The sequence below is a fragment of the Deefgea chitinilytica genome, assembly GCF_016881405.1.
In the GTDB taxonomy this organism is placed as follows: domain Bacteria; phylum Pseudomonadota; class Gammaproteobacteria; order Burkholderiales; family Chitinibacteraceae; genus Deefgea; species Deefgea chitinilytica.
In genome coordinates this window covers 1065080-1084054 of the sequence record NZ_WOFE01000001.1, presented here as the reverse complement: position 1 = coordinate 1084054, position 18975 = coordinate 1065080, and the positions used below count along the sequence as shown (strand labels likewise).

Annotated in this window: 10 protein-coding genes; 5 read left to right on the top strand and 5 right to left on the bottom strand. The window is 46.9% G+C overall.

Features of this window, described 5'->3' with window-relative positions; genetic code table 11:
- Positions 1-58: 58 nt before the first annotated feature.
- Entirely contained in the window at positions 59-1435 is a 1377-nt protein-coding gene (locus tag GM173_RS04845) for a peptide MFS transporter (protein WP_203570177.1), read from the top strand.
- Between the two features lie 71 nt (positions 1436-1506).
- Here the strand turns inward: GM173_RS04845 and GM173_RS04840 are convergent, their stop codons facing one another.
- A complete protein-coding gene (locus GM173_RS04840) occupies positions 1507-2343 on the bottom strand; it encodes a fused MFS/spermidine synthase (protein WP_203570176.1) in 837 nt (278 codons plus the stop codon).
- A 219-nt stretch (positions 2344-2562) separates the two neighbouring features.
- Here GM173_RS04840 and GM173_RS04835 point away from each other — a divergent pair, with 219 nt between their 5' ends.
- Positions 2563-4212 carry a SulP family inorganic anion transporter gene (locus GM173_RS04835; RefSeq protein WP_203570175.1) on the top strand — a complete coding sequence of 550 codons (1650 nt, stop codon included), beginning with the start codon at positions 2563-2565 and terminating at the stop codon, positions 4210-4212.
- Between the two features lie 92 nt (positions 4213-4304).
- On the top strand, positions 4305-5111 hold the full coding sequence (gene murI, locus GM173_RS04830) for a glutamate racemase (RefSeq protein WP_203570174.1): 807 nt from the start codon (positions 4305-4307) through the stop codon (positions 5109-5111).
- A gap of 72 nt (positions 5112-5183) precedes the next feature.
- Here murI and GM173_RS04825 read toward each other — a convergent pair whose 3' ends face one another.
- A complete protein-coding gene (locus GM173_RS04825) occupies positions 5184-7454 on the bottom strand; it encodes an alkaline phosphatase D family protein (RefSeq protein ID WP_203570173.1) in 2271 nt (756 codons plus the stop codon).
- A gap of 221 nt (positions 7455-7675) precedes the next feature.
- Entirely contained in the window at positions 7676-8407 is a 732-nt protein-coding gene (locus GM173_RS04820; RefSeq protein ID WP_203570172.1) for a DedA family protein, read from the bottom strand.
- Between the two features lie 331 nt (positions 8408-8738).
- Between GM173_RS04820 and GM173_RS04815 the strand changes: the two genes are divergently transcribed.
- A complete protein-coding gene (locus GM173_RS04815; RefSeq protein WP_203570171.1) occupies positions 8739-14075 on the top strand; it encodes a M10 family metallopeptidase in 5337 nt (1778 codons plus the stop codon).
- Positions 14076-14188: 113 nt separating this feature from the next.
- On the opposite strand, the gene GM173_RS04810 is transcribed toward GM173_RS04815, so the two are convergent.
- Both GM173_RS04810 and GM173_RS04805 read right to left on the bottom strand, forming a co-directional pair.
- Positions 14189-15445, bottom strand: a complete 1257-nt coding sequence (locus GM173_RS04810; RefSeq protein ID WP_203570170.1) for a hypothetical protein — start codon at positions 15443-15445, stop codon at positions 14189-14191.
- A 117-nt stretch (positions 15446-15562) separates the two neighbouring features.
- A complete protein-coding gene (locus GM173_RS04805) occupies positions 15563-16354 on the bottom strand; it encodes a ParA family protein (protein ID WP_203570169.1) in 792 nt (263 codons plus the stop codon).
- 216 nt (positions 16355-16570) lie between these two features.
- On the opposite strand from GM173_RS04805, the gene GM173_RS04800 reads away from it, so the two are divergent.
- Positions 16571-18901 carry a Tex family protein gene (locus tag GM173_RS04800; protein ID WP_203570168.1) on the top strand — a complete coding sequence of 777 codons (2331 nt, stop codon included), beginning with the start codon at positions 16571-16573 and terminating at the stop codon, positions 18899-18901.
- Positions 18902-18975 lie beyond the last annotated feature (74 nt).

The window sequence follows — 18975 nt, the reverse complement described above, 5'->3', positions numbered from 1 at the left end:
CCAAACAGCACCAAATTCAATTAAGTTCTATGCTGTTTGATTTAAAAGCGATCACCTAATGCCTGCCACATCCGCTCACCCGAAAGGGCTTTATCTCTTATTCGCGACCGAAATGTGGGAGCGATTTTCTTATTATGGCAATCGTGCCTTACTCGCTTTGTTTATGATTTCGGCCTTGGCCTTTGATAAGCAATTTACCTCGGCTTTGTATGGGCAATATACCGGGTTGGTTTTTCTGACGCCATTGATTGGTGGCTTTATTGCTGATCGTTACTGGGGCAATAGTCGTTCAATTTTAGTCGGCGGTTTATTGATGGCAGCAGGGCAGTTTATGCTGTTTTTTGCTGGCTCGTTTTACACCAATTTATCGTTAGCATTGCCTTTCTTTTATTCTGGTTTGGGTTTGATTTGTATTGGGAATGGCTTTTTTAAACCGAATATCTCAATCATGGTCGGTCAGTTGTACGAGCCCAATGACACCCGTAAAGATGCCGCGTATACAATTTTTTATATGGGGATTAATTTGGGCTCGTTTGCTGCGCCATTGATTTGCGGCACTTTGGGCGATACGGGCAATCCGGCTGATTTTCGCTGGGGGTTTTTAGCTGCTGGTAGTGGGATGTTAATGTCTCTGCTTGTGTTTCAAAGCTTTAAAAACAAATACCTGCGCTCTCCTGCGGGTGAATTACTCGGCTTGCCACCCAAACGTTTGACGGCGATAGAAAAGGCACAAGTGGATACATCGCTATCGACTGTTGATCTGCAGCGAATGGCGGTGATTGGCGTGCTGTCGTTCTTTGTGATTTTCTTTTGGTCGGCTTTTGAACAAGCTGGGGTATCGCTGACTTTTTTTGCGCGCGAATCGACTGATCGAATGATTATGGGTTTTGAAGTACCGGCCTCTTGGTTTCAATCACTCAATCCCGTGTTTGTGTTGATTTTTGCGCCGATGATGGCGCGCTTGTGGATGAGTTTGTCGGCCAAAGGGAAAGAACCCGCCTCGCCAACCAAGATGGCGTGGGGTTTGATTTTGCTCGGTTTGGGCTATGTGGTGATTGCGCTCGGCGTCGATGGCATTGAAGATGGGATGAAAGTGTCAATGCTGTGGCTGATTACGATGTATTGGCTGCATACGATGGGTGAACTGTGCTTGTCGCCGATTGGGCTTTCTTTGGTCAATAAACTCGCACCAGCGCGCTTGGCCTCGCTCTTAATGGCGGTGTGGTTCTTGGCGAATGCGGCGGCAAATTGGTTTGCTGGTATTTTGGCAGGATTTTATCCAGAAACTGGCCGACCATTACCGACCTTCTTGGGCTTTACGATCAGCAATCTGCATGAATTCTTTATGTTGTTTGTCGCGATGTCTTTAACGGCGGGTGGTCTTTTACTGCTAGCAAGTAAACCACTGCAGAAAATGATGCATGGCGTGAGGTAATGCTCTGTAGCTATTATAATTAAATGACTATAGAGCAATACATCGTTTGATGAGCTTGTGCATGAATCAGCTTAGCCACGCCCGCTAATGTGCCGATTGGCTGGCTCTAGCCCATCCGGATTGCGTAGTGCCCGCTCGATACGGCGCGCGAGTGCGGGCATGTCGACGCTGTGGCTGGCTGCAATCTGTTGGGCTCGGTTCATGATCGGGCGAATTGCGGGTGGGAAGTTGCGGCTATTGACCGCCAACACCAAACGATTGGCGCAACCATCGGCACCGATGGCAATCGCTGCGTCATCAAATACGGTACGGATACGCTGATAATAACTATCAAAGCGCGCGTCGCTCCCCCAGAGATTGACCACCAATACGCCATTCGGAGTGAGCGCAGCGCGGCAATCGTCAAAGAATTGCGCCGTCGCTAAACTATCCGGCATGCCTTCTTTGCCGTAGGCATCGACCAATAAGGCGTCCATTGGTTGTTGGCTTTGCTTGAGCTGTTGTTTCAACCAGAGCGCACCATCGATACATTCAATATTTAGTCGCGCATCATTGGCGGGAATCGCAAAGCGATCGCGCAGCGCCAGTACCCCCGCATCGATTTCGGCAACGTGAATGGTCGCCTTTGGCAAGTAGTGATAGCAGTACTTGGCTAGCGAGCCACCACCCAAGCCGATCATGCCGATGTGCTGAGTATTGCTGTGTAGCAATTCAAAAGCAAGCATGCTACGCGTATACCCTAGTAGCAAATCATTTGGTGCGCTGCGGTTCATTCGGCTTTGCACCGTGGTCAGGTCAAACATCAGCGAGACTTCGTCACCTTCTTCGTAGACAAACGGTTTGCCACTGAGTGTTTCAGCAAATAAATCAGCAAATGAGGAAGAAGAGGGGGTTTCAGTAGAGGTCACGCTAGATCGCATAGCAGGGTTGAGCAAGGGGCACATCATCGCATGTTCGGGGCGAATTAGTCAGTAGGCTTGTTGCTTGCCCCGATTCGCTTACATTGCTACGAGCGTTTTATGCGCATTAGCTTGCAAAGGGTTTGTCAATTTAGTGATTTAGCGCAGAAAACTTTTGCGGCGCTGGACTAAACTGCACTATTCCGTTTGCATTGCGTAGGACTTATTGTGATTGCGCTCTTTGCGGCTCATAAAGCCGGTTTTTTGACCAAAAAACATTGGCTACCAAATATCATCGCCGGTTTAATTGTTGGCGTGGTGGCCTTGCCTTTAGGGATGGCGTTTGCGATTGCTTCAGGGGTCAAGCCAGAGCAGGGCATTTATACCGCGATTATTGCTGGTTTTTTGGTGTCGGTGTTTGGCGGTAGTCGCCTGCAAATTGCAGGGCCAACGGGCGCATTTATTGTTATTTTGTCGGGAATTACTGCGCAATACGGCGTGGTTGGCCTGCAAATTGCCACGATGATGGCAGGGGTGATTTTACTACTGCTGGGTTTGGCCAAGCTTGGTGGCGTAATTAAATTCATCCCTGCGCCAGTGATTGTCGGCTTTACCGCAGGGATTGGCGTCATTATCTGGATTGGTCAGTGGGGCGCGTTTTTTGGCTTGCCCAAAGTAGTCGGCGAGCACTTTCACGAGAAATTTTGGCATACCTTGCAAGTGTTGCCCGAGTTGCATTGGGCGACGAGTTTATTGGGTATTTTAAGTTTGCTGCTGGTGCTGGTGACGCCAAAAATCCCATACTTAAAGAAAATTCCTGGCCCCTTAGTGGCGATGGTTGTGGCGACCAGCTTGCAAGCGCTGTTTCATTTTGACGGTGTGGCGACGATAGGCTCGGCTTTTGGCGGGATACCGCAAGGCTTGCCAGAATTTGCCGTGCCGCAATTCACCGCCAGTCAATTGATTAGCTTAATTGGCCCGGCGTTCACGATTGCGATGCTAGGGGCAATTGAGTCGCTACTCTCTGCGGTTGTCGCCGATGGGATGGCTGGCACGCGACATGATTCCAATCAAGAGCTGGTCGGGCAAGGGATCGCTAATATAATTACCCCTCTTTTTGGTGGCTTTGCCGCGACGGGCGCGATTGCACGTACGGCGACCAATATTCGTAATGGGGGTAATAGCCCACTTGCTGGCATTTTTCATGCGATAACTTTGCTACTGATTATTTTGTTTCTTGCCCCGCTGGCCGCGTCGATTCCGCTCGCTGCATTGGCGGCGATTTTGTTTGTGGTGGCGTGGAATATGAGCGAGGTGAAGCATTTTATCCATATGCTCACGCATGCACCGCGTGCCGATGTGGCGATTTTACTGATTACCTTTGTGTTGACGGTGTTTGCCGATTTGGTCGTCGCTGTGAATATCGGTGTGATTCTGGCGACGTTGCATTTCTTGCGTCGGATGTCGATGTCGGTGGAAGTCTTGCCGCAAGATGAGCGGCAAATCGGTGTGGAGTTGATTCAGCAAGGGTTGATGAAATTACCAGAAGGTGTGTTGGTGTATGCGATTGAGGGGCCATTTTTCTTTGGGGCCGTAGAAAATTTTGAGCGGGTGTTGGCGGAAACGCACTCTGATCCGAAAGTCTTGGTGATTCGTTTATTACGCGTACCATTTGTTGATATGACCGGTTTGCAGGCCTTGCAGGAAGCTATTGGTGAATTGCAGCAACGCGGTGTCAAAGTTTTGTTGTGCGAGGCCAATGCGGCGGTGATGGCCAAAATGGAGCGTGCTGGATTGTTGGCGACGCTGGGGCGAGTTAATTATTGCCCCGATTTAGCTAGCGCAGTGACACGCGCTGATGCTCTGAGCAGCGTTTGATTGCGGGCTTTTTGGCTTTGCGCAGTGTTTTCTCTTGCGCATCAGGGTAGAATCCGGCCATTGTGAATTTGTGTTGTTAGGCTGTGTAAATTATGACTTCTTTGCCGTCGCATCCGATTGGGGTTTTTGATTCTGGCGTCGGCGGTCTGACCGTCGTGCGGGCGCTGATGGATAGACTGCCGTTTGAAAATATCATTTATTTTGGTGACACGGCACGAGTTCCTTACGGTGTGAAGTCCGTCGCGACGATTGAGCATTATACGCAGCAAATTGCCGATTTTTTGCAGCAGCAAGAAGTCAAAATGCTGATTATTGCCTGTAATACGATGGCAGCGGTGGCTGCGGACAAGGTGCGTGCTACGGCCAAAGTGCCAGTGCTCGATGTTATTGAGGCTGGCGCAAAAAATGCCGTTGCACATACTAAAACCGGCGGCATTGGCGTGATCGGCACGCCGACGACGATTAATTCCAATGCCTACGCCCGCGCGATTCATCAACTGAACCCCGCGTTTCGCGTCTATTCGCAAGCCTGCCCGTTGTTTGTGCCGCTGGTGGAAGAGGGCTGGCTTGATCACGCCGTGACCCGCCTCACTGCGCAAGAATATCTGAAACCTGTTTTCGTTGAATCGATTGATACGTTGGTGCTGGGTTGCACGCACTATCCGCTAATTAAACCGCTGTTGATGGATATTTGTGGTGACCGCATGCAACTGGTTGATTCTGCGCTATCAATTGCTGATCAAACCGCCGAAATTTTACAATCGCGTGGCTTGGCTAATCCTGCGCATACGATTCCAGAATATCGTTTTGTGGTGACGGATTTGCCGGTGAAATTCCAAACGATAGGTGAGCGTTTCTTGGGGCGCAGTTTGGGCAAGATCGAATTAACGCAGCTTTAAATATTCTGCTCGCATAGTAAAAAACCAGAGCATTAGCTCTGGTTTTTTACTTTTAACACTTAGATTGCTGGCCTAGCTTAGCTTCACATCCACAATCCCCGCTTGCACTGTGAGCTTGGTGTCTTTGCCAATGATATTGCTCGGCACTTGCCCTTGGCTGAGTGGGTTAATCTTGCGGAATGTGCATTGCAAATCGGTCGGCGTTAATGTGACGACAGCGTAGCCTTGCGCATCCGTATCGGCATATTTGATCCACGGATTATTGACTGGCGCGACGCCCGTGTTTGAGTTGGCAAAAGGGTTTAAGAACGGCGTGACTTGGCTAGCTGGGATTTGCGCAGCAGTAATTCCTTCGCCGAGTTGTGCTGCAATTTTTTGCGCAATAAAACCATATAGCGTTTGTGCTGCAACTGATTTTTTCGTTGCTGCCAGCGTCGCAATCAAGGTTGCAATGGTTTTGCCCAGCTCACCACCGAGCAAATCATTAAAGGTATTGATTTCCGTTTTACTCAATCCAGTAGTTGTTTTAAAAGCAGCCGCAGGCACCATATTGGCTTGAATCGCTGCAGCTACTGCCGCTTGCACTTGTGCACTATTGCTGGGGTCGGGCACATTTGCTTGTATTGCAATGCCAACGCTAAGCATTTGAATTGCAATTTGTTCCGCCCCGGCTTCACTGCTAAAGACCAAAGCCTGTGCGCTGTTGAGTGATGGATCGCGCACTGCTGCGGCAAAATATTGGTAGAAAGAGTCGCTGCTGATGCCTGCAGTCACCAAATCCACCAAAGCAGGCGTGTTCGGCGGTGTGGCGTTGTAATCGGCGTGTGCGACGCCAGCATAAAAACTATGAATATCACCAGTGATGGCGACGACATTATTGATTTTGTTTTGGCGAATAAAATTGAGCAAGTCGCTGCGCTCGGCGTTGTAGCCATCCCATTGATCGGCATTGAGCACAAAGTCTTGCTGTAGCGTGGTCGGTACGGCAGCGAGCTTTCTGGCATCCAAGCGCATCTTGAGTAAAGAGACTTCATTACCCCAAATTTTCCACTGAGCAGGCGAAGTTTGTAGCGTTTTTTTCCACCATTCACGCTGGGTTTTCCCCAGGATCGAAACCAGTGCCAGCTCATCGCCTTGTGCTTTACCAATCGCCATTTTCTGCGCTTCAGCAGTCGCTAGTACACTGCTCGGCGCTAAATAACGGCTGCCATTGGCGCTACCCACTGCGGCTTCGGGCAAAATATGATCGGCGCGATAGAGGCGTTGATCGGTCATCACTAAGTGCATTAATTTGCCAAATTGGAAATCGCGATAAAGTTGAATGGTCTGAAAACCGCTGACTTTATTGTCAAAGCGAATATCGGCTGGCATAAACTCATACCACGCCTGATTGGCAGAGCGGCGGCGTTCAGTTTCATGTTTATTATCGCCACCTTTGTTGGCGTCGTAGCTGCCATTATCGTAAGTCGTGGCATCGCCCCAGCAGTCATCCGAAAACTCATGGTCATCCCAAACTGCAATCATCGCAAAGCGAGCATGAACTTGCTGTAAGCGCGGGTCGCTGCGGTATTGTTTGTAGAGTGATCGATAGTCAGCTAAAGAATTGGCGTAACGCGCGCCGGATTTGCCATTTTTGAAGGGGCCGTCAGGCAGTTTAAGTGCGGTATGGCTGGCTTCAACTTGTCCGGATTGAAAGCCTTCACCGATGGTTTCATAAATGTAATCGCCTAAATGAACGATGAAATCGAGGTCTTCTTTGGCGAGTTGGCTAAAACCACCCCAGTGATTGATGCTCCAATCTTGGCACGATAAGAATGCAAATTTGAGCTGTGACACATCCGCGGTGGCGGCTGGCGCAGTTTTAAAGCGACCAATCATCGAGCGATTGCCATTGACGATAAATTGATACCCATAGTAGGTATTGCTCTGCAAGCCAGTTAATTTATGGCGTACGCTGTGATCCCATTCACTGCTGGCTGCTAGCATTACATTGGCCACTAATTTTCCCGTTAGCTGATTGGTGTTGCCAACATCAGATGGATTACCCTCAAACACCATTAGCTGGATTTGGCTATCCATGGCTTTACTTTGGCTCATAATCGGATCGGCGTCGCTAGGTAAAACGCGAGTCCAGAGCACGATGCTGTCGGCGCGTGGGTCGCCTGAGGCGATACCTTGCGGAAATTGGTATTTTAGCGATGACGGAATAGGGCTTGGGGTCGGGCTTGGGCCGGGGGTGGTGTTTGGATTTTCTGAACTACCGCCACAAGCAGTAATCAATAATGGGCTGGCTGCGCTGGCGGTCATAAAACCTGCCAGGCGAATAAATTGGCGGCGATCCATGAATAACTCTCCTAGAAAGCGCGCCATCATCCTGACTTTGTGTTACGGATATTTAAACGATCGTTTAATTGTTTGTGACGTCAGTTTGCTAGGGTGTGGTTCATTGTTTGGCTGTACGACTAAAATCCATTATCAAATCAAAGTGCTAACTAAAAGTGGCTCAAGGTTTTTGAGAGAAAAGCCTGCGCTAGTCAGGCTGTGTAGTAAATCATCGATGTGATTTAGGCGATAACTTTCCATAAACGTTCGCCGTAATTGTCGGCATGGGGATGAGAAATCAGCAAATAGACCGCAGCGGCGCTCGCAAGGCTCGTGATCGGCGTGCCTACGGTGAGGAGGCGTGAATTCCAATTGGTTTTTAAACTGTGTGAGATCATCCAAATTGCCGCAATTGAGAGGATCGCCGAAATGAAGAGTAATGTAGGGAAATGTGTCGCATGAGTTTCACCTAAACCATAAGCTGCGCCAGCTAAAATTCCAGGCAAAAAATAGGTTGGTGACCATAAAAGACAAGCGAGTATACAGGCAGGCATAAAGCGTTGCGGACTCATGGAAAGCATACCCGCCACCATGGGTAAAACAGGGCGAGTCGGCCCTAGAAAGCGGCCCACAAAAATACCGATCGGTCCATGATGACGCAACACATGCCTTGCCTGTAGCAATAAACGACGATGCTGGCGAATTAATTGCAGTCGATGTAGTTTTCGTCGGTAACGGAAACCTAGCCAATAGGACAACACATCTCCAATCAGCGCAGCAACAAAGCCAACGCCGCAAGCCAGCCAGAAGTCCATTTTGCCGCTGCCAATCAAAGTGCCCATCGTGATCATAAGCACGGTACCGGGAATGATTAAACCGATTAATGCCGTTGACTCAGCTAAAACAATTGCAAATAAAAGCAGTAGGGCAAGTTCTGCGGAGTGATTTAACGCGTTGTGAAGCAATTCTTCCATGATATCGATTGAATATGCAAAATGGTTTGTTTTAAATTTTGGTATTTAGTTCAATCAAACAATCAAATTATTCCAAATGAATATTGCTTGGCTGCTTCTTCGTGTATTTGTTTAGTTTTCTTTCGTGAATATGGAAGTTAACAGTGGTGTTTAATTGCTTGTGCTTACTCTTCGATCTAGTGATTTTATTGAGCGGACTGTTGATTGTGTCGTTTGCGGTGTTGTAAAAATCTCAAAAATTATTTTTAGTTAATTTCTATGGTCGAAAAGTGATCAAAAAATCATGAAAAGCTAATATACTAGCCGAAATATTTTTGTATAGGTTTTTGCGATGTCTTCTTACTATGGTGTAGATATAAGTCTAAGTGCTGTAAGTAATTTTTTCCCAACTCAAAACACATCTACGCCGTGGTTGATGGGCGGTACTAAATGGGGGGCTGGTGCTGTAGGTACACCTCATACATTGACTTACAGTTTTGTTTCGTCGTGGTTGGCTGTGAATTATGGCGATCCTTTCAATGATGTTGGGTGGTCATTCTCGGCGAACCAACAGCAAGCAGCGCGTTCAGCATTGGGTGCTTGGTCTGCTGTGTCGGGGTTGAAATTTAATGAAGTGAATGATTCATTTTATTCAGCTGGTGATATTCGCTGGGGGAATTCTTGGAGTGCAGTAGAAAACCCAACTGCTTATGCTTACTATCCAAGCTCATCCGCTAAAGGTGGTGATATTTGGTTGGGCCCAGCCTATCCCTCGTTTAAAAATCCAGTAGTTGGCACTTATGCTTATGCTACTTATCTTCATGAGCTTGGGCATGCATTGGGTTTGAAACATCCACACGAAGGCGCAAATCTAGCCGATGATCTTCACGACCAGTTGAAATACTCTGTCATGTCTTATCGCGCGTATGAGGGTGATGTTTCTAATGAATATTCGACAGAATATTATCCTACAACACCAATGCTGGATGACATTCGGGCAATTCAATTTTTATATGGCAAAAATATAACTCATCGTGCAGGCAGTGATGTTTATAGCTGGGCTGGCACTAGTAAAGTGTTTGAGACGATTTGGGATACGAATGGGATTGATGTGATTGATGCTTCTTCGCAATTGAAGGCCGTGTTAATTAATCTAAATCCAGGAACATTTAGCCAGATTGGAGTGAAGTTTTACAACGGCAAAGAATATGTAAATGATTGTTTAGCGATTGCCGATGATTGCATTATTGAAAATGCAATTGGCTCTAATTATGATGATCAATTGCTGGGTAATAGTGTAGGGAATTCACTTTCGGGTGGAGCGGGGGTCGACACGTTAATTGGTGGTTTAGGAAACGATACCTTGAATGGTGGCGCGGGAATTGATTCGCTAGTTGGTGGACTGGGTGATGATGCTTACGTGATCGATAGCGTCAGCGATATTATTGTTGAATTAAGTAATGAAGGTGTTGATGAAGTTCGTGCGTCAGCGGCATTATCTTTTGCTAGCTACACATTACAAACGAATTTTGAAAATTTAACTGTACTTGGTACTGCTGCATTTGAAGCAATAGGTAATGAGTATGCTAATAAAATAGTCGGTAATTCAGGTGCTAATAAATTAATTGGTAATGCCGGGGTAGATACTTTAATTGGTGGATTAGGTAATGATACTTTAATCGGTGATAATGGCGATGCCGATTTGCTTGATGGTGGAGCAGGTAATGATGTCTATCAGCTGAATAGTGTCAATAATATTGTAAATGAAACAATAGTGGGTTCTACTGGTGGATTTGATGAAGTACAAGTTGCTTTCGATTATACCTTGGGAAGTAATTTGGAAAAATTAAAACTACTCGGCTCCGCGATAATGGGCTCAGGTAATTTACTTAACAATGAGTTGAATGGCAATGATAGTAACAATTCATTAAACGGCGCGGCGGGTGATGATTCATTGAATGGTGGCTCAGGCAACGATACCTTAGATGGCGGCGTTGGCATCGATAGCATGAGCGGCGGTATAGGCGATGATGTGTATCTTGTTGACAATGTGGGCGATAAAGTCGTTGAGCTTGCCGAGCAAGGATTGGATCGCGTTCAAGCTAGTATCACTTATGCGTTGACGGCCAATGTAGAGCAGCTAACCTTGCTTGGCGCGTTAGCTATTAACGGAACAGGTAATGCGCTTAACAATACCCTAGTGGGGAATAGTGCTGCAAATATTCTAGATGGTGGCTTAGGTATTGATACCTTGCAGGGCGGCGCAGGTAATGATGTTTATCTGGTTGATCAGAGCGGCGATGTCGTTCAGGAAGACGCTACCGATGGCGCAGGTATCGATGAAGTTCGCGCGACAGCAAGCCTGAGTTTTATGAACTACACGCTCAGCAATAATGTTGAAAATTTAACGATTTTGGGTACGACAGTATTCCACGGCACTGGCAATGGGTTGGCTAATAAATTGATTGGTAATGCCGCCGCAAATCGACTTGATGGGCTTGCTGGGGTTGATACCTTGGTCGGAGGACTAGGAAATGACACGCTGTTGGGTAGTGCAGGGGATGCAGATTTACTCGATGGCGGTGCAGGCAATGATCGTTATGAGTTAGCTAGCGCACATAATGTAGTGAATGAATCGATTGTCGGTGCCGCTGGCGGTGTTGATGTAGTAATTGCTGGCTTTGATTATGCTTTGGGTAATAACCTTGAAAATCTAAGCTTAATTGGTACGGCTATCCAAGGCACTGGTAATGGATTGGATAATCAACTCACTGGTAATGCAAATAATAATCTGCTGAGCGGCGGAGCTGGAAACGATACGCTTGTTGGTGACCTTGGTAATGATACGTTAGACGGTGGCGTTGGTATCGATAGCATGAGCGGCGGCGCTGGCGATGATGTGTATATTGTTGATAATGCCGGTGATAAAGTCGTTGAAATTGCTAATGAAGGTATTGATGTTGTTCAGTCAGCAATTTCTTATGGATTAACCGCGAATGTAGAGAAGCTGACTTTACTTGGGGCTTTAGCCATAAATGGTACAGGTAATTTGCTTGATAATACCCTGGTGGGGAATAGCGCTGCAAATATTCTAGATGGTGGATTAGGCATTGATACCCTACAAGGTGGTAATGGAAATGATATTTATCTGGTAGATCATTCCAGCGATGTTGTGGTGGAAGATTCGATTGTCGGAGCGGGTATCGATGAGGTTCGTGCCACAGCGAGTGTGAGTTTTACTAGTTATTCTTTAAGCAGCAATGTTGAAAATTTAACAGTGTTAGGTGTTACAGCATTTCAAGGATTCGGTAATTCGCTCGCGAATAAGATAGTCGGTAATGCTGCGGCTAATTTACTTGATGGACTTGCTGGTGTTGATACTTTGCTTGGTGGTTCGGGCAATGACACGCTCGTCGGTAGTCTAGGTGATGCAGATTTACTGGACGGTGGTGCCGGTGATGATCGTTATATTCTCGCCAGCATAGAAAATATTGTGAATGAATCAATTACTGGCGCTTTAGGTGGAATTGATGAAATCGTCGTTAGTTTTGATTATGAGTTGGGCAACAATATTGAAAATTTAATATTGGAAGGTAATGCAATTCAAGGGATTGGTAATATTTTAAATAATGTCATTACTGGTAATTCAGAGAATAATGTACTGGATGGGCAAGCGGGTAATGACAGTCTTGTTGGTGCTGCGGGTAATGATGTACTTAGTGGTGGATTAGGGAATGACACCTTAGATGGCGGCACAGGGCTGGATGTATTAATTGGTGATGTCGGCAATGATGTTTACGTCGTTGATAGCTTGGGAGATATCATTTTAGAAGTAAACTCGCTTGCAGGCGGTATTGATGAAGTTCGCAGCACAATTAATTATACAATTAAATCCGGTTTGGAGAATCTTACTCTATTAGGTTCTGCTATTAGTGGAACTGGTAATGCAGTTAATAATATTTTACGCGGTAATGATGTCTCGAATTTACTGAGCGGCGCTGCTGGTGATGACACGCTAAATGGCGGGGCTGGGGATGATACGCTAGATGGCGGTCAGGGCGTGGATAGCATGAGTGGCGGTATAGGCGATGATGTGTATCTTGTTGACAATGTGGGCGATAAAGTCGTTGAGCTTGCCGAGCAAGGATTGGACCGCGTTCAAGCTAGTATCACTTATGCGTTGACGGCCAATGTAGAAAACCTAACCTTAAACGGGATGGCAGCGATTAACGGTACCGGTAATGCGCTTAACAATACCCTAGTGGGGAATAGTGCTGCGAATATTCTAGATGGTGGATTAGGTGTTGATACCTTGCAGGGCGGCGCAGGTAATGATGTTTATCTGGTTGATCATAGTGGCGATGTTGTGCAAGAAGACTCGACTGATGGAGCGGGGTTGGATGAAGTTCGCGCGACAGCAAGCCTGACTTTTATGAACTACACGCTCAGCAATAATGTTGAAAATTTAACGATTTTGGGTACGACAGTATTCCACGGCACTGGCAATGGGTTGGCGAATAAATTGATTGGTAATGCCGCCGCAAATCGACTTGATGGGCTTGCTGGGGCTGATACCTTGGTCGGAGGACTAGGAAATGACACGCTGATAGGTAGTGCAGGGGATGCAGATTTACTCGATGGCGGAGCAGGCAATGATCGTTATGAGTTAGCTAGCGCACATAATGTAGTGAATGAATCGATTGTCGGTGCCGCTGGCGGAATTGATGAAGTCGTTGCTGGCTTTGATTATGTTTTGGGTAATAACCTTGAAAATCTAAGCTTAAATGGCACGGCTATCCAAGGTACTGGTAATGGATTGGATAATCAACTCACTGGTAATGCAAATAATAATTTGCTGAGCGGCGGAGCTGGAAACGATACGCTTGTTAGTGACCTTGGTAATGATACCTTAGACGGTGGCGTTGGTATCGATAGCATGAGCGGCGGCGCTGGCGATGATGTGTATATTGTTGATAATGTTGGCGATAAAGTGATTGAGCTGCTTGATCAGGGTGTTGACTTAGTTCAAAGCAATTTCAGTTTTAGCTTGTTGAATTGTGGACAGGTTGAAAACCTTACACTTACTGGTGTCGGTGCTATCAATGCTACGGGTAATCTTTTAGCAAACAATTTAGTCGGAAATTCGGCAAATAACTTTATTGATGGTGGCCTAGGAAACGATTCTCTATATGGATATGCAGGTAATGACACTTTAGTTGGAGGCGCTGGAAGCGATCAACTTTACGGTGGCGTTGGGGCGGATCAATTCCGTTTTACATTAAAGGAAGCCGCTGTTGATCAAGTAATGGATTTTTCTCGTTTAGATGGAGATAAGCTGGCTTTTTCGATGGCGGGTTTTAAAACTGGCAATGCTGATTTAGTGGTGAATCTACCGACAGTTGCTAGCGCATCGGGATTTAGTAAAGCTGCCGAATTGATTGTTTTTACCTCTGCACTTTCAAGTGATGCAAGTACTACTGATGTGGCAAATTTACTGGGTTATGCAAGTGCGAATTATTCATTAGGAGAACAACGCCTTTTTGTTTTGAATAATAGTCATGATAGCTTGATCTATAATTTTAATGCGGCTAATGCAGATTCACAAATTACTGCTAATGAGTTAACTTTAATTGGCTCGGTGCATGGGGTGAGTAATTTGGGGGCAAACGATTTTGTTTTTATTGCGTAGTTGTAGTTTAGATTGATTTTATTTTGCCTAATTAAAAGTGCCGTTCATGGTGACCATGAGCGGCATTCTTTATCTAAAAAGGAAAATTTGGATTGGGGCTTGCTTGTCTCGTGCTAAAACCACGTCCCAAAATTAAATTTGTAGCTTTCGACGTTTTCACCTTTGGTAAAGCTAAATCCGCCACGGAAGTCGGATTCTTTGCTGTGCGCTGGGCGACGAGTGCCGAAGGTGACGCCGACTTCGTCTTGATAATTGCTAAATAAATCGGTGCCGGTAAAGCGGGTATCGACTAAATAAATTTCCCAAGATAACGGATCGCCAGCCAATTGCCATGCGCTGTCGAGCGAGTAGAGTAATCCGTTTCTAAATACGGTATTGGCGATGTTTGGGTTAATCGAAGTGTTGTCAATTTTTAGCCGTAACGCACTGTAATACCCAATCATATTGCCTAGTGTAAGCCCCCAGTTTTCACCACTCCACACATAACTTGAGGCGATGGCACCCGAAGCCATTAAAGAGCCGCCAGCTAAGTCGGTTGAGCCTGTTCCGCGGCCAGATGCTGTGAAACTAAGGACCCAATTATCCCAAATCGGGCGACGATAAAATATGCTTAGACTGCCGTCATAGGTTTTTGCCCCTTCAGTATCAATGTAGGCCAGCGGCATATTGATAATGAGCTCATGATTCGGCTCTGCAAATTGGTGTGAGTAGCTCAGCGGCAGCGTAAACGCATCGCTACTCATTTCTTTGGCGTTGCCGGTCGCTTCGGACAACATGTGGGCATAATTGATGCCAATACCGAATTTGTTATTGCTGCTATTTTCGGTGGAATTATTGTTGTTTGAGTTTTGTAGTTGATTGCCAAAAACATGATTGGAGCCGTACCACATCATTTGCGCATCGCTTTGCACTGCGCGACTCATCATACTATTCGGGTTGCCGGCGATGGGGTCGACTGGTGAGACTTTAACTAAATGCTCAGCAACTTTATTTAAAAAGTCGGCATTGTTTTTGAGGTATTTTTTAAATAATTCTTGGCTTTCATCTCGTGTGGCGCCCTGAAAGCTCTGTTTGATGCCTAGCTCTGGAATATCGAATGTTAGCAAAGAGCCAGCATCGACTGGGAAAGCAATATTCATCGGCAAACCACGAAAATTCAGTGTGCTTTTAACGATTTGCGTGCCGTTGTATGTATTGAAAATACTTGTTAATTTATTTTTCTCGAAAATATCAATACCTTCTTCGGCCGTGGTGAAAGTGGCATTTTCTGTTTGCCCGTTCATCGTTGCGGAAAGATCGAATACACCGGCGTGACCATAAGTACTAAGGGCGAGCGCCAATAAGGGAAGGATAGATTTGATGCTTGGCATGTGAGTCTCCGCAGGTGATCCTCATCTTTTTTTAGATGCTGCATTGCGGAAAGCAAGTGATGTTTGGCGCTCGCTTCTGAGTGGTCGTTGTTGCGTCGTTTTAATGCATCAGATGGTTTAGTCTATGCCAAATGGTAAATCGCGCGACAGCGAGATGAGATTATTTTCTATCAGCTCATCGAGTAAAAAGGTGAAGTCAGCCGCCGCGTTCGAAGCAGGGGCAAAATCAAAAATATTACTACCGCAGCCGACCGCCGCAGCAAGGGCTTCTTGCTCACGAATCCGCGTTTTGAGTACTTCACCCGGAAAATGGCGCATGAGTTGCCCTGCTACCGTTTCGGCGGTGATTTGATTCGGAACATAACGATTCACTAAGTAACGGCGCGGTTTGCGTGACTGAAATTTTTCTAAGCCAAACAGTGTTTGTGAGAGCTGCATCGCGCCATTCAGTGCCAAATATTCTGCCGCGACAGGCACCAAAATAATATCTGCCGCAAATAGTGCAGAAAAGGCCACCACGCCCAACATCGGTGTGCAATCGATAATAATCGGTAAGCCGCTGCCCGACAGCATTTCGGCATTGAGCCCTAATTTGAGTCGCCAAATATTGTCGCGATGGCGTGTGACTTGTGCGTCGACTTTACCCAACTCAAGGTGCGATGGGACAAATTGAATGCCAGATTCAAGTGGAATGACCAAGTCGGAAAGTGGGCTGAGTCCTTGATAAAAACGGTAGATGCTTTTGCTGCTCGGCGTTTTGATGCCGTACATCGAGGTCAGATGCGCTTGCGGGTCTAGGTCGATCAGCAAGGGATCGACGCCGTTTTTCGCAATCGCGGCCGCTAAATTGGCAGCCACTGTGGTTTTGCCTACGCCACCTTTCATATTGAACACGGCAATTACAGTCATTGAACTCTTCCCGTTATGGTCATTACTGATGCGGAACTCGGATTGGCTGAGTTGTTGATCAGTGATGACGACTGTCATCGATCTGGCTTTAAATAGAATTGTATTCTACCTGAAGCCACTTTAACTACCCCGATCAGTGACTTGCAGTGTGCAACGTCACGCGCGGCTTGGATTACAATGGGCGACTTGATTGTTTGTTTTTAGGTTGCTGCACTGATGAATTCTATTTCCCAATCGATTACCCAACGTCTTGCGGCTGAACTTGCATGCCGTGAGCCGCAAGTTGCTGCTGCTGTCGCTTTATTGGACGAAGGCGCGACGGTGCCGTTTATTTCGCGCTACCGTAAAGAAGCGACGGGTGGTTTGGATGACACGCAAATGCGGCAGTTGGAAGAGCGTTTGCGCTATTTGCGTGAATTGGAAGAACGGCGTGTAGCGGTTATGAGTGCAATTCGTGAGCAAAATAAGCTAACGCCAGAATTAGAGAGGGTATTGCTTGAAGCCGATAATAAACAAAGGCTCGAAGACTTATACCTTCCTTTTAAACAAAAACGTCGCACTAAAGCACAAATTGCGCGCGAGGCAGGTTTGGCGCCCTTAGCGGATTTATTACTGAGTGACCCGCTGCAAAATCCAGAATCTGCCGCGCAAGCTTTTGTCGACGAAGCCAAAGGCGTGTTGGATACGAAGGCGGCGCTCGATGGTGCTAGAGCCATTTTGCTAGAAAACTGGAGCGAAGATGCAGCGCTGATTGGCGCGCTGCGAACACACGTGCAGCGCGAAGGTCAACTTAAAACGACGGTGATCGCCGGGCAGGAAACTGTTGGTGCGAAATTTAGTGATTATTTTGATTTTGCCGAGAGTTTAGCGGCAATGCCATCGCACCGCGTGCTGGCCGTGCTGCGCGGTCGTAATGAAGGGATTTTGTCGCTCAATTTGATGCTACCTGAAGAAATTGCAGCAGGTGGTAAAATGAGCACGCCCAATCGATGTGAGTTGATCATTGCTAAACACGTTGGTATTAGTCAGCAAAATCGGCCGGCGGATAAATGGCTGAACGATACGGTGCGCTTGGCGTGGCGAGCAAAGATTGCGGTTTCGCTGGAAAGCGAATTGCTCAGTGCCGCGCGTGAGCGCGCAGATCTTGAAGCAATTCGTGTATTTGCTTTGAATTTGAAGGATTTGTTGCTGGCTGCGCCAGCGGGACCACGGGCAACCTTGGGTCTTGATCCCGGACTGCGTACCGGTGTCAAAGTGGCGGTTGTTGATGCCACAGGCAAGTTTGTTGCGCACGAAACGATTTATCCACATGAGCCACGCCGCGATTGGGATCAAGCCTTAGCGGTGTTAGCATGTTTGTGTAAAACCCATCATGTGGAGTTGATTGCGATCGGTAATGGCACCGCAAGCAGGGAAACTGATAAATTAGCGGCGGAATTGATTGAGCAATTGGGCAAAGCGGGCATAAAAAAGCCAGCTAAAATTGTTGTTTCGGAGGCAGGCGCATCGGTGTATTCAGCGTCGGAGTTGGCCGCAAAAGAATTTCCGGACTTGGATGTGTCGATTCGTGGTGCGGTGTCGATTGCGCGGCGCTTGCAAGATCCACTGGCCGAGCTGGTCAAGATTGACCCGAAAGCAATTGGCGTTGGTCAATATCAGCACGACGTGAATCAAAGCGAGTTAGCGCGAATGCTTGATGCGGTGGTCGAGGATTGCGTGAACGCCGTTGGTGTTGATGTCAATATTGCTTCGGCGGCATTGCTTGCGAGGGTATCGGGTTTAAGCCAAACCATGGCAAATAATGTAGTCACATACCGTGATACCCATGGTGCATTTGCTAATCGAAAAGCCATTTTGAAAGTGCCGCGTTTAGGCGAAAAAGCGTTTGAACTGGCTGCGGGTTTTTTACGTATAAGCAACGGCGACAACCCGCTTGACGCGTCAGCCGTACATCCAGAAGCATATCCAGTGGTGGAAAAAATCATCACCAAACTGAATAAAAATATTCGCAGCATAATTGGCGATAAAGCGCTATTGCAACAGCTCAACCCTGCTGAACTGGTTGATCAGCAGTTTGGCTTACCAACGGTTAAAGACATTTTGGCTGAACTCGAAAAACCGGGGCGTGATCCGCGCCCTGAATTTAAAACGGCGAACTTTGCTGACGGGATCGAAGACATCAAAGATCTGCGTGTTGATATGGTGCTCGAAGGCGTCGTCAGCAATGTGACGAACTTTGGTGCATTTGTCGATATCGGCGTACATCAGGATGGCTTAGTGCATATTTCGTGTTTGGCCGCGCGTTTCGTTAAAGATCCTCGTGAAGTGGTGAAGGCGGGTGATGTGGTGAAAGTGAAGGTGACTGAAATTGATGTGCCGCGTAAACGGATTGCGTTGACGATGCGTTTAAATGAAGCCGCACGTGAGCCAAATCGAGATGTGAAAGCGCAGGCAATGTCTTCGCGTGAACGGCAAATCGTTGCGCCACCCGCGGCAAAAATGGGTGCGATGGCCGATCAATTGGCTGCTTTGAAATTAAAGCGCTAAATTGATGAATAACAAAAAAGCCAATCATTTCGATTGGCTTTTTTTATGTATAAAGAATTGATTATTTATGATTT

Coding starts and splice junctions, on each gene's coding strand:
- GM173_RS04820 (WP_203570172.1), bottom strand. CDS start 8,407: ATGGAAGAATTGCTTCACAACGCGTTAAATCACTCCGCAGAACTTGCC.
- GM173_RS04825 (WP_203570173.1), bottom strand. CDS start 7,454: ATGGATCGCCGCCAATTTATTCGCCTGGCAGGTTTTATGACCGCCAGC.
- GM173_RS04810 (WP_203570170.1), bottom strand. CDS start 15,445: ATGCCAAGCATCAAATCTATCCTTCCCTTATTGGCGCTCGCCCTTAGT.
- GM173_RS04845 (WP_203570177.1), top strand. CDS start 59: ATGCCTGCCACATCCGCTCACCCGAAAGGGCTTTATCTCTTATTCGCG.
- murI (WP_203570174.1), top strand. CDS start 4,305: ATGACTTCTTTGCCGTCGCATCCGATTGGGGTTTTTGATTCTGGCGTC.
- GM173_RS04800 (WP_203570168.1), top strand. CDS start 16,571: ATGAATTCTATTTCCCAATCGATTACCCAACGTCTTGCGGCTGAACTT.
- GM173_RS04815 (WP_203570171.1), top strand. CDS start 8,739: ATGTCTTCTTACTATGGTGTAGATATAAGTCTAAGTGCTGTAAGTAAT.
- GM173_RS04805 (WP_203570169.1), bottom strand. CDS start 16,354: ATGACTGTAATTGCCGTGTTCAATATGAAAGGTGGCGTAGGCAAAACC.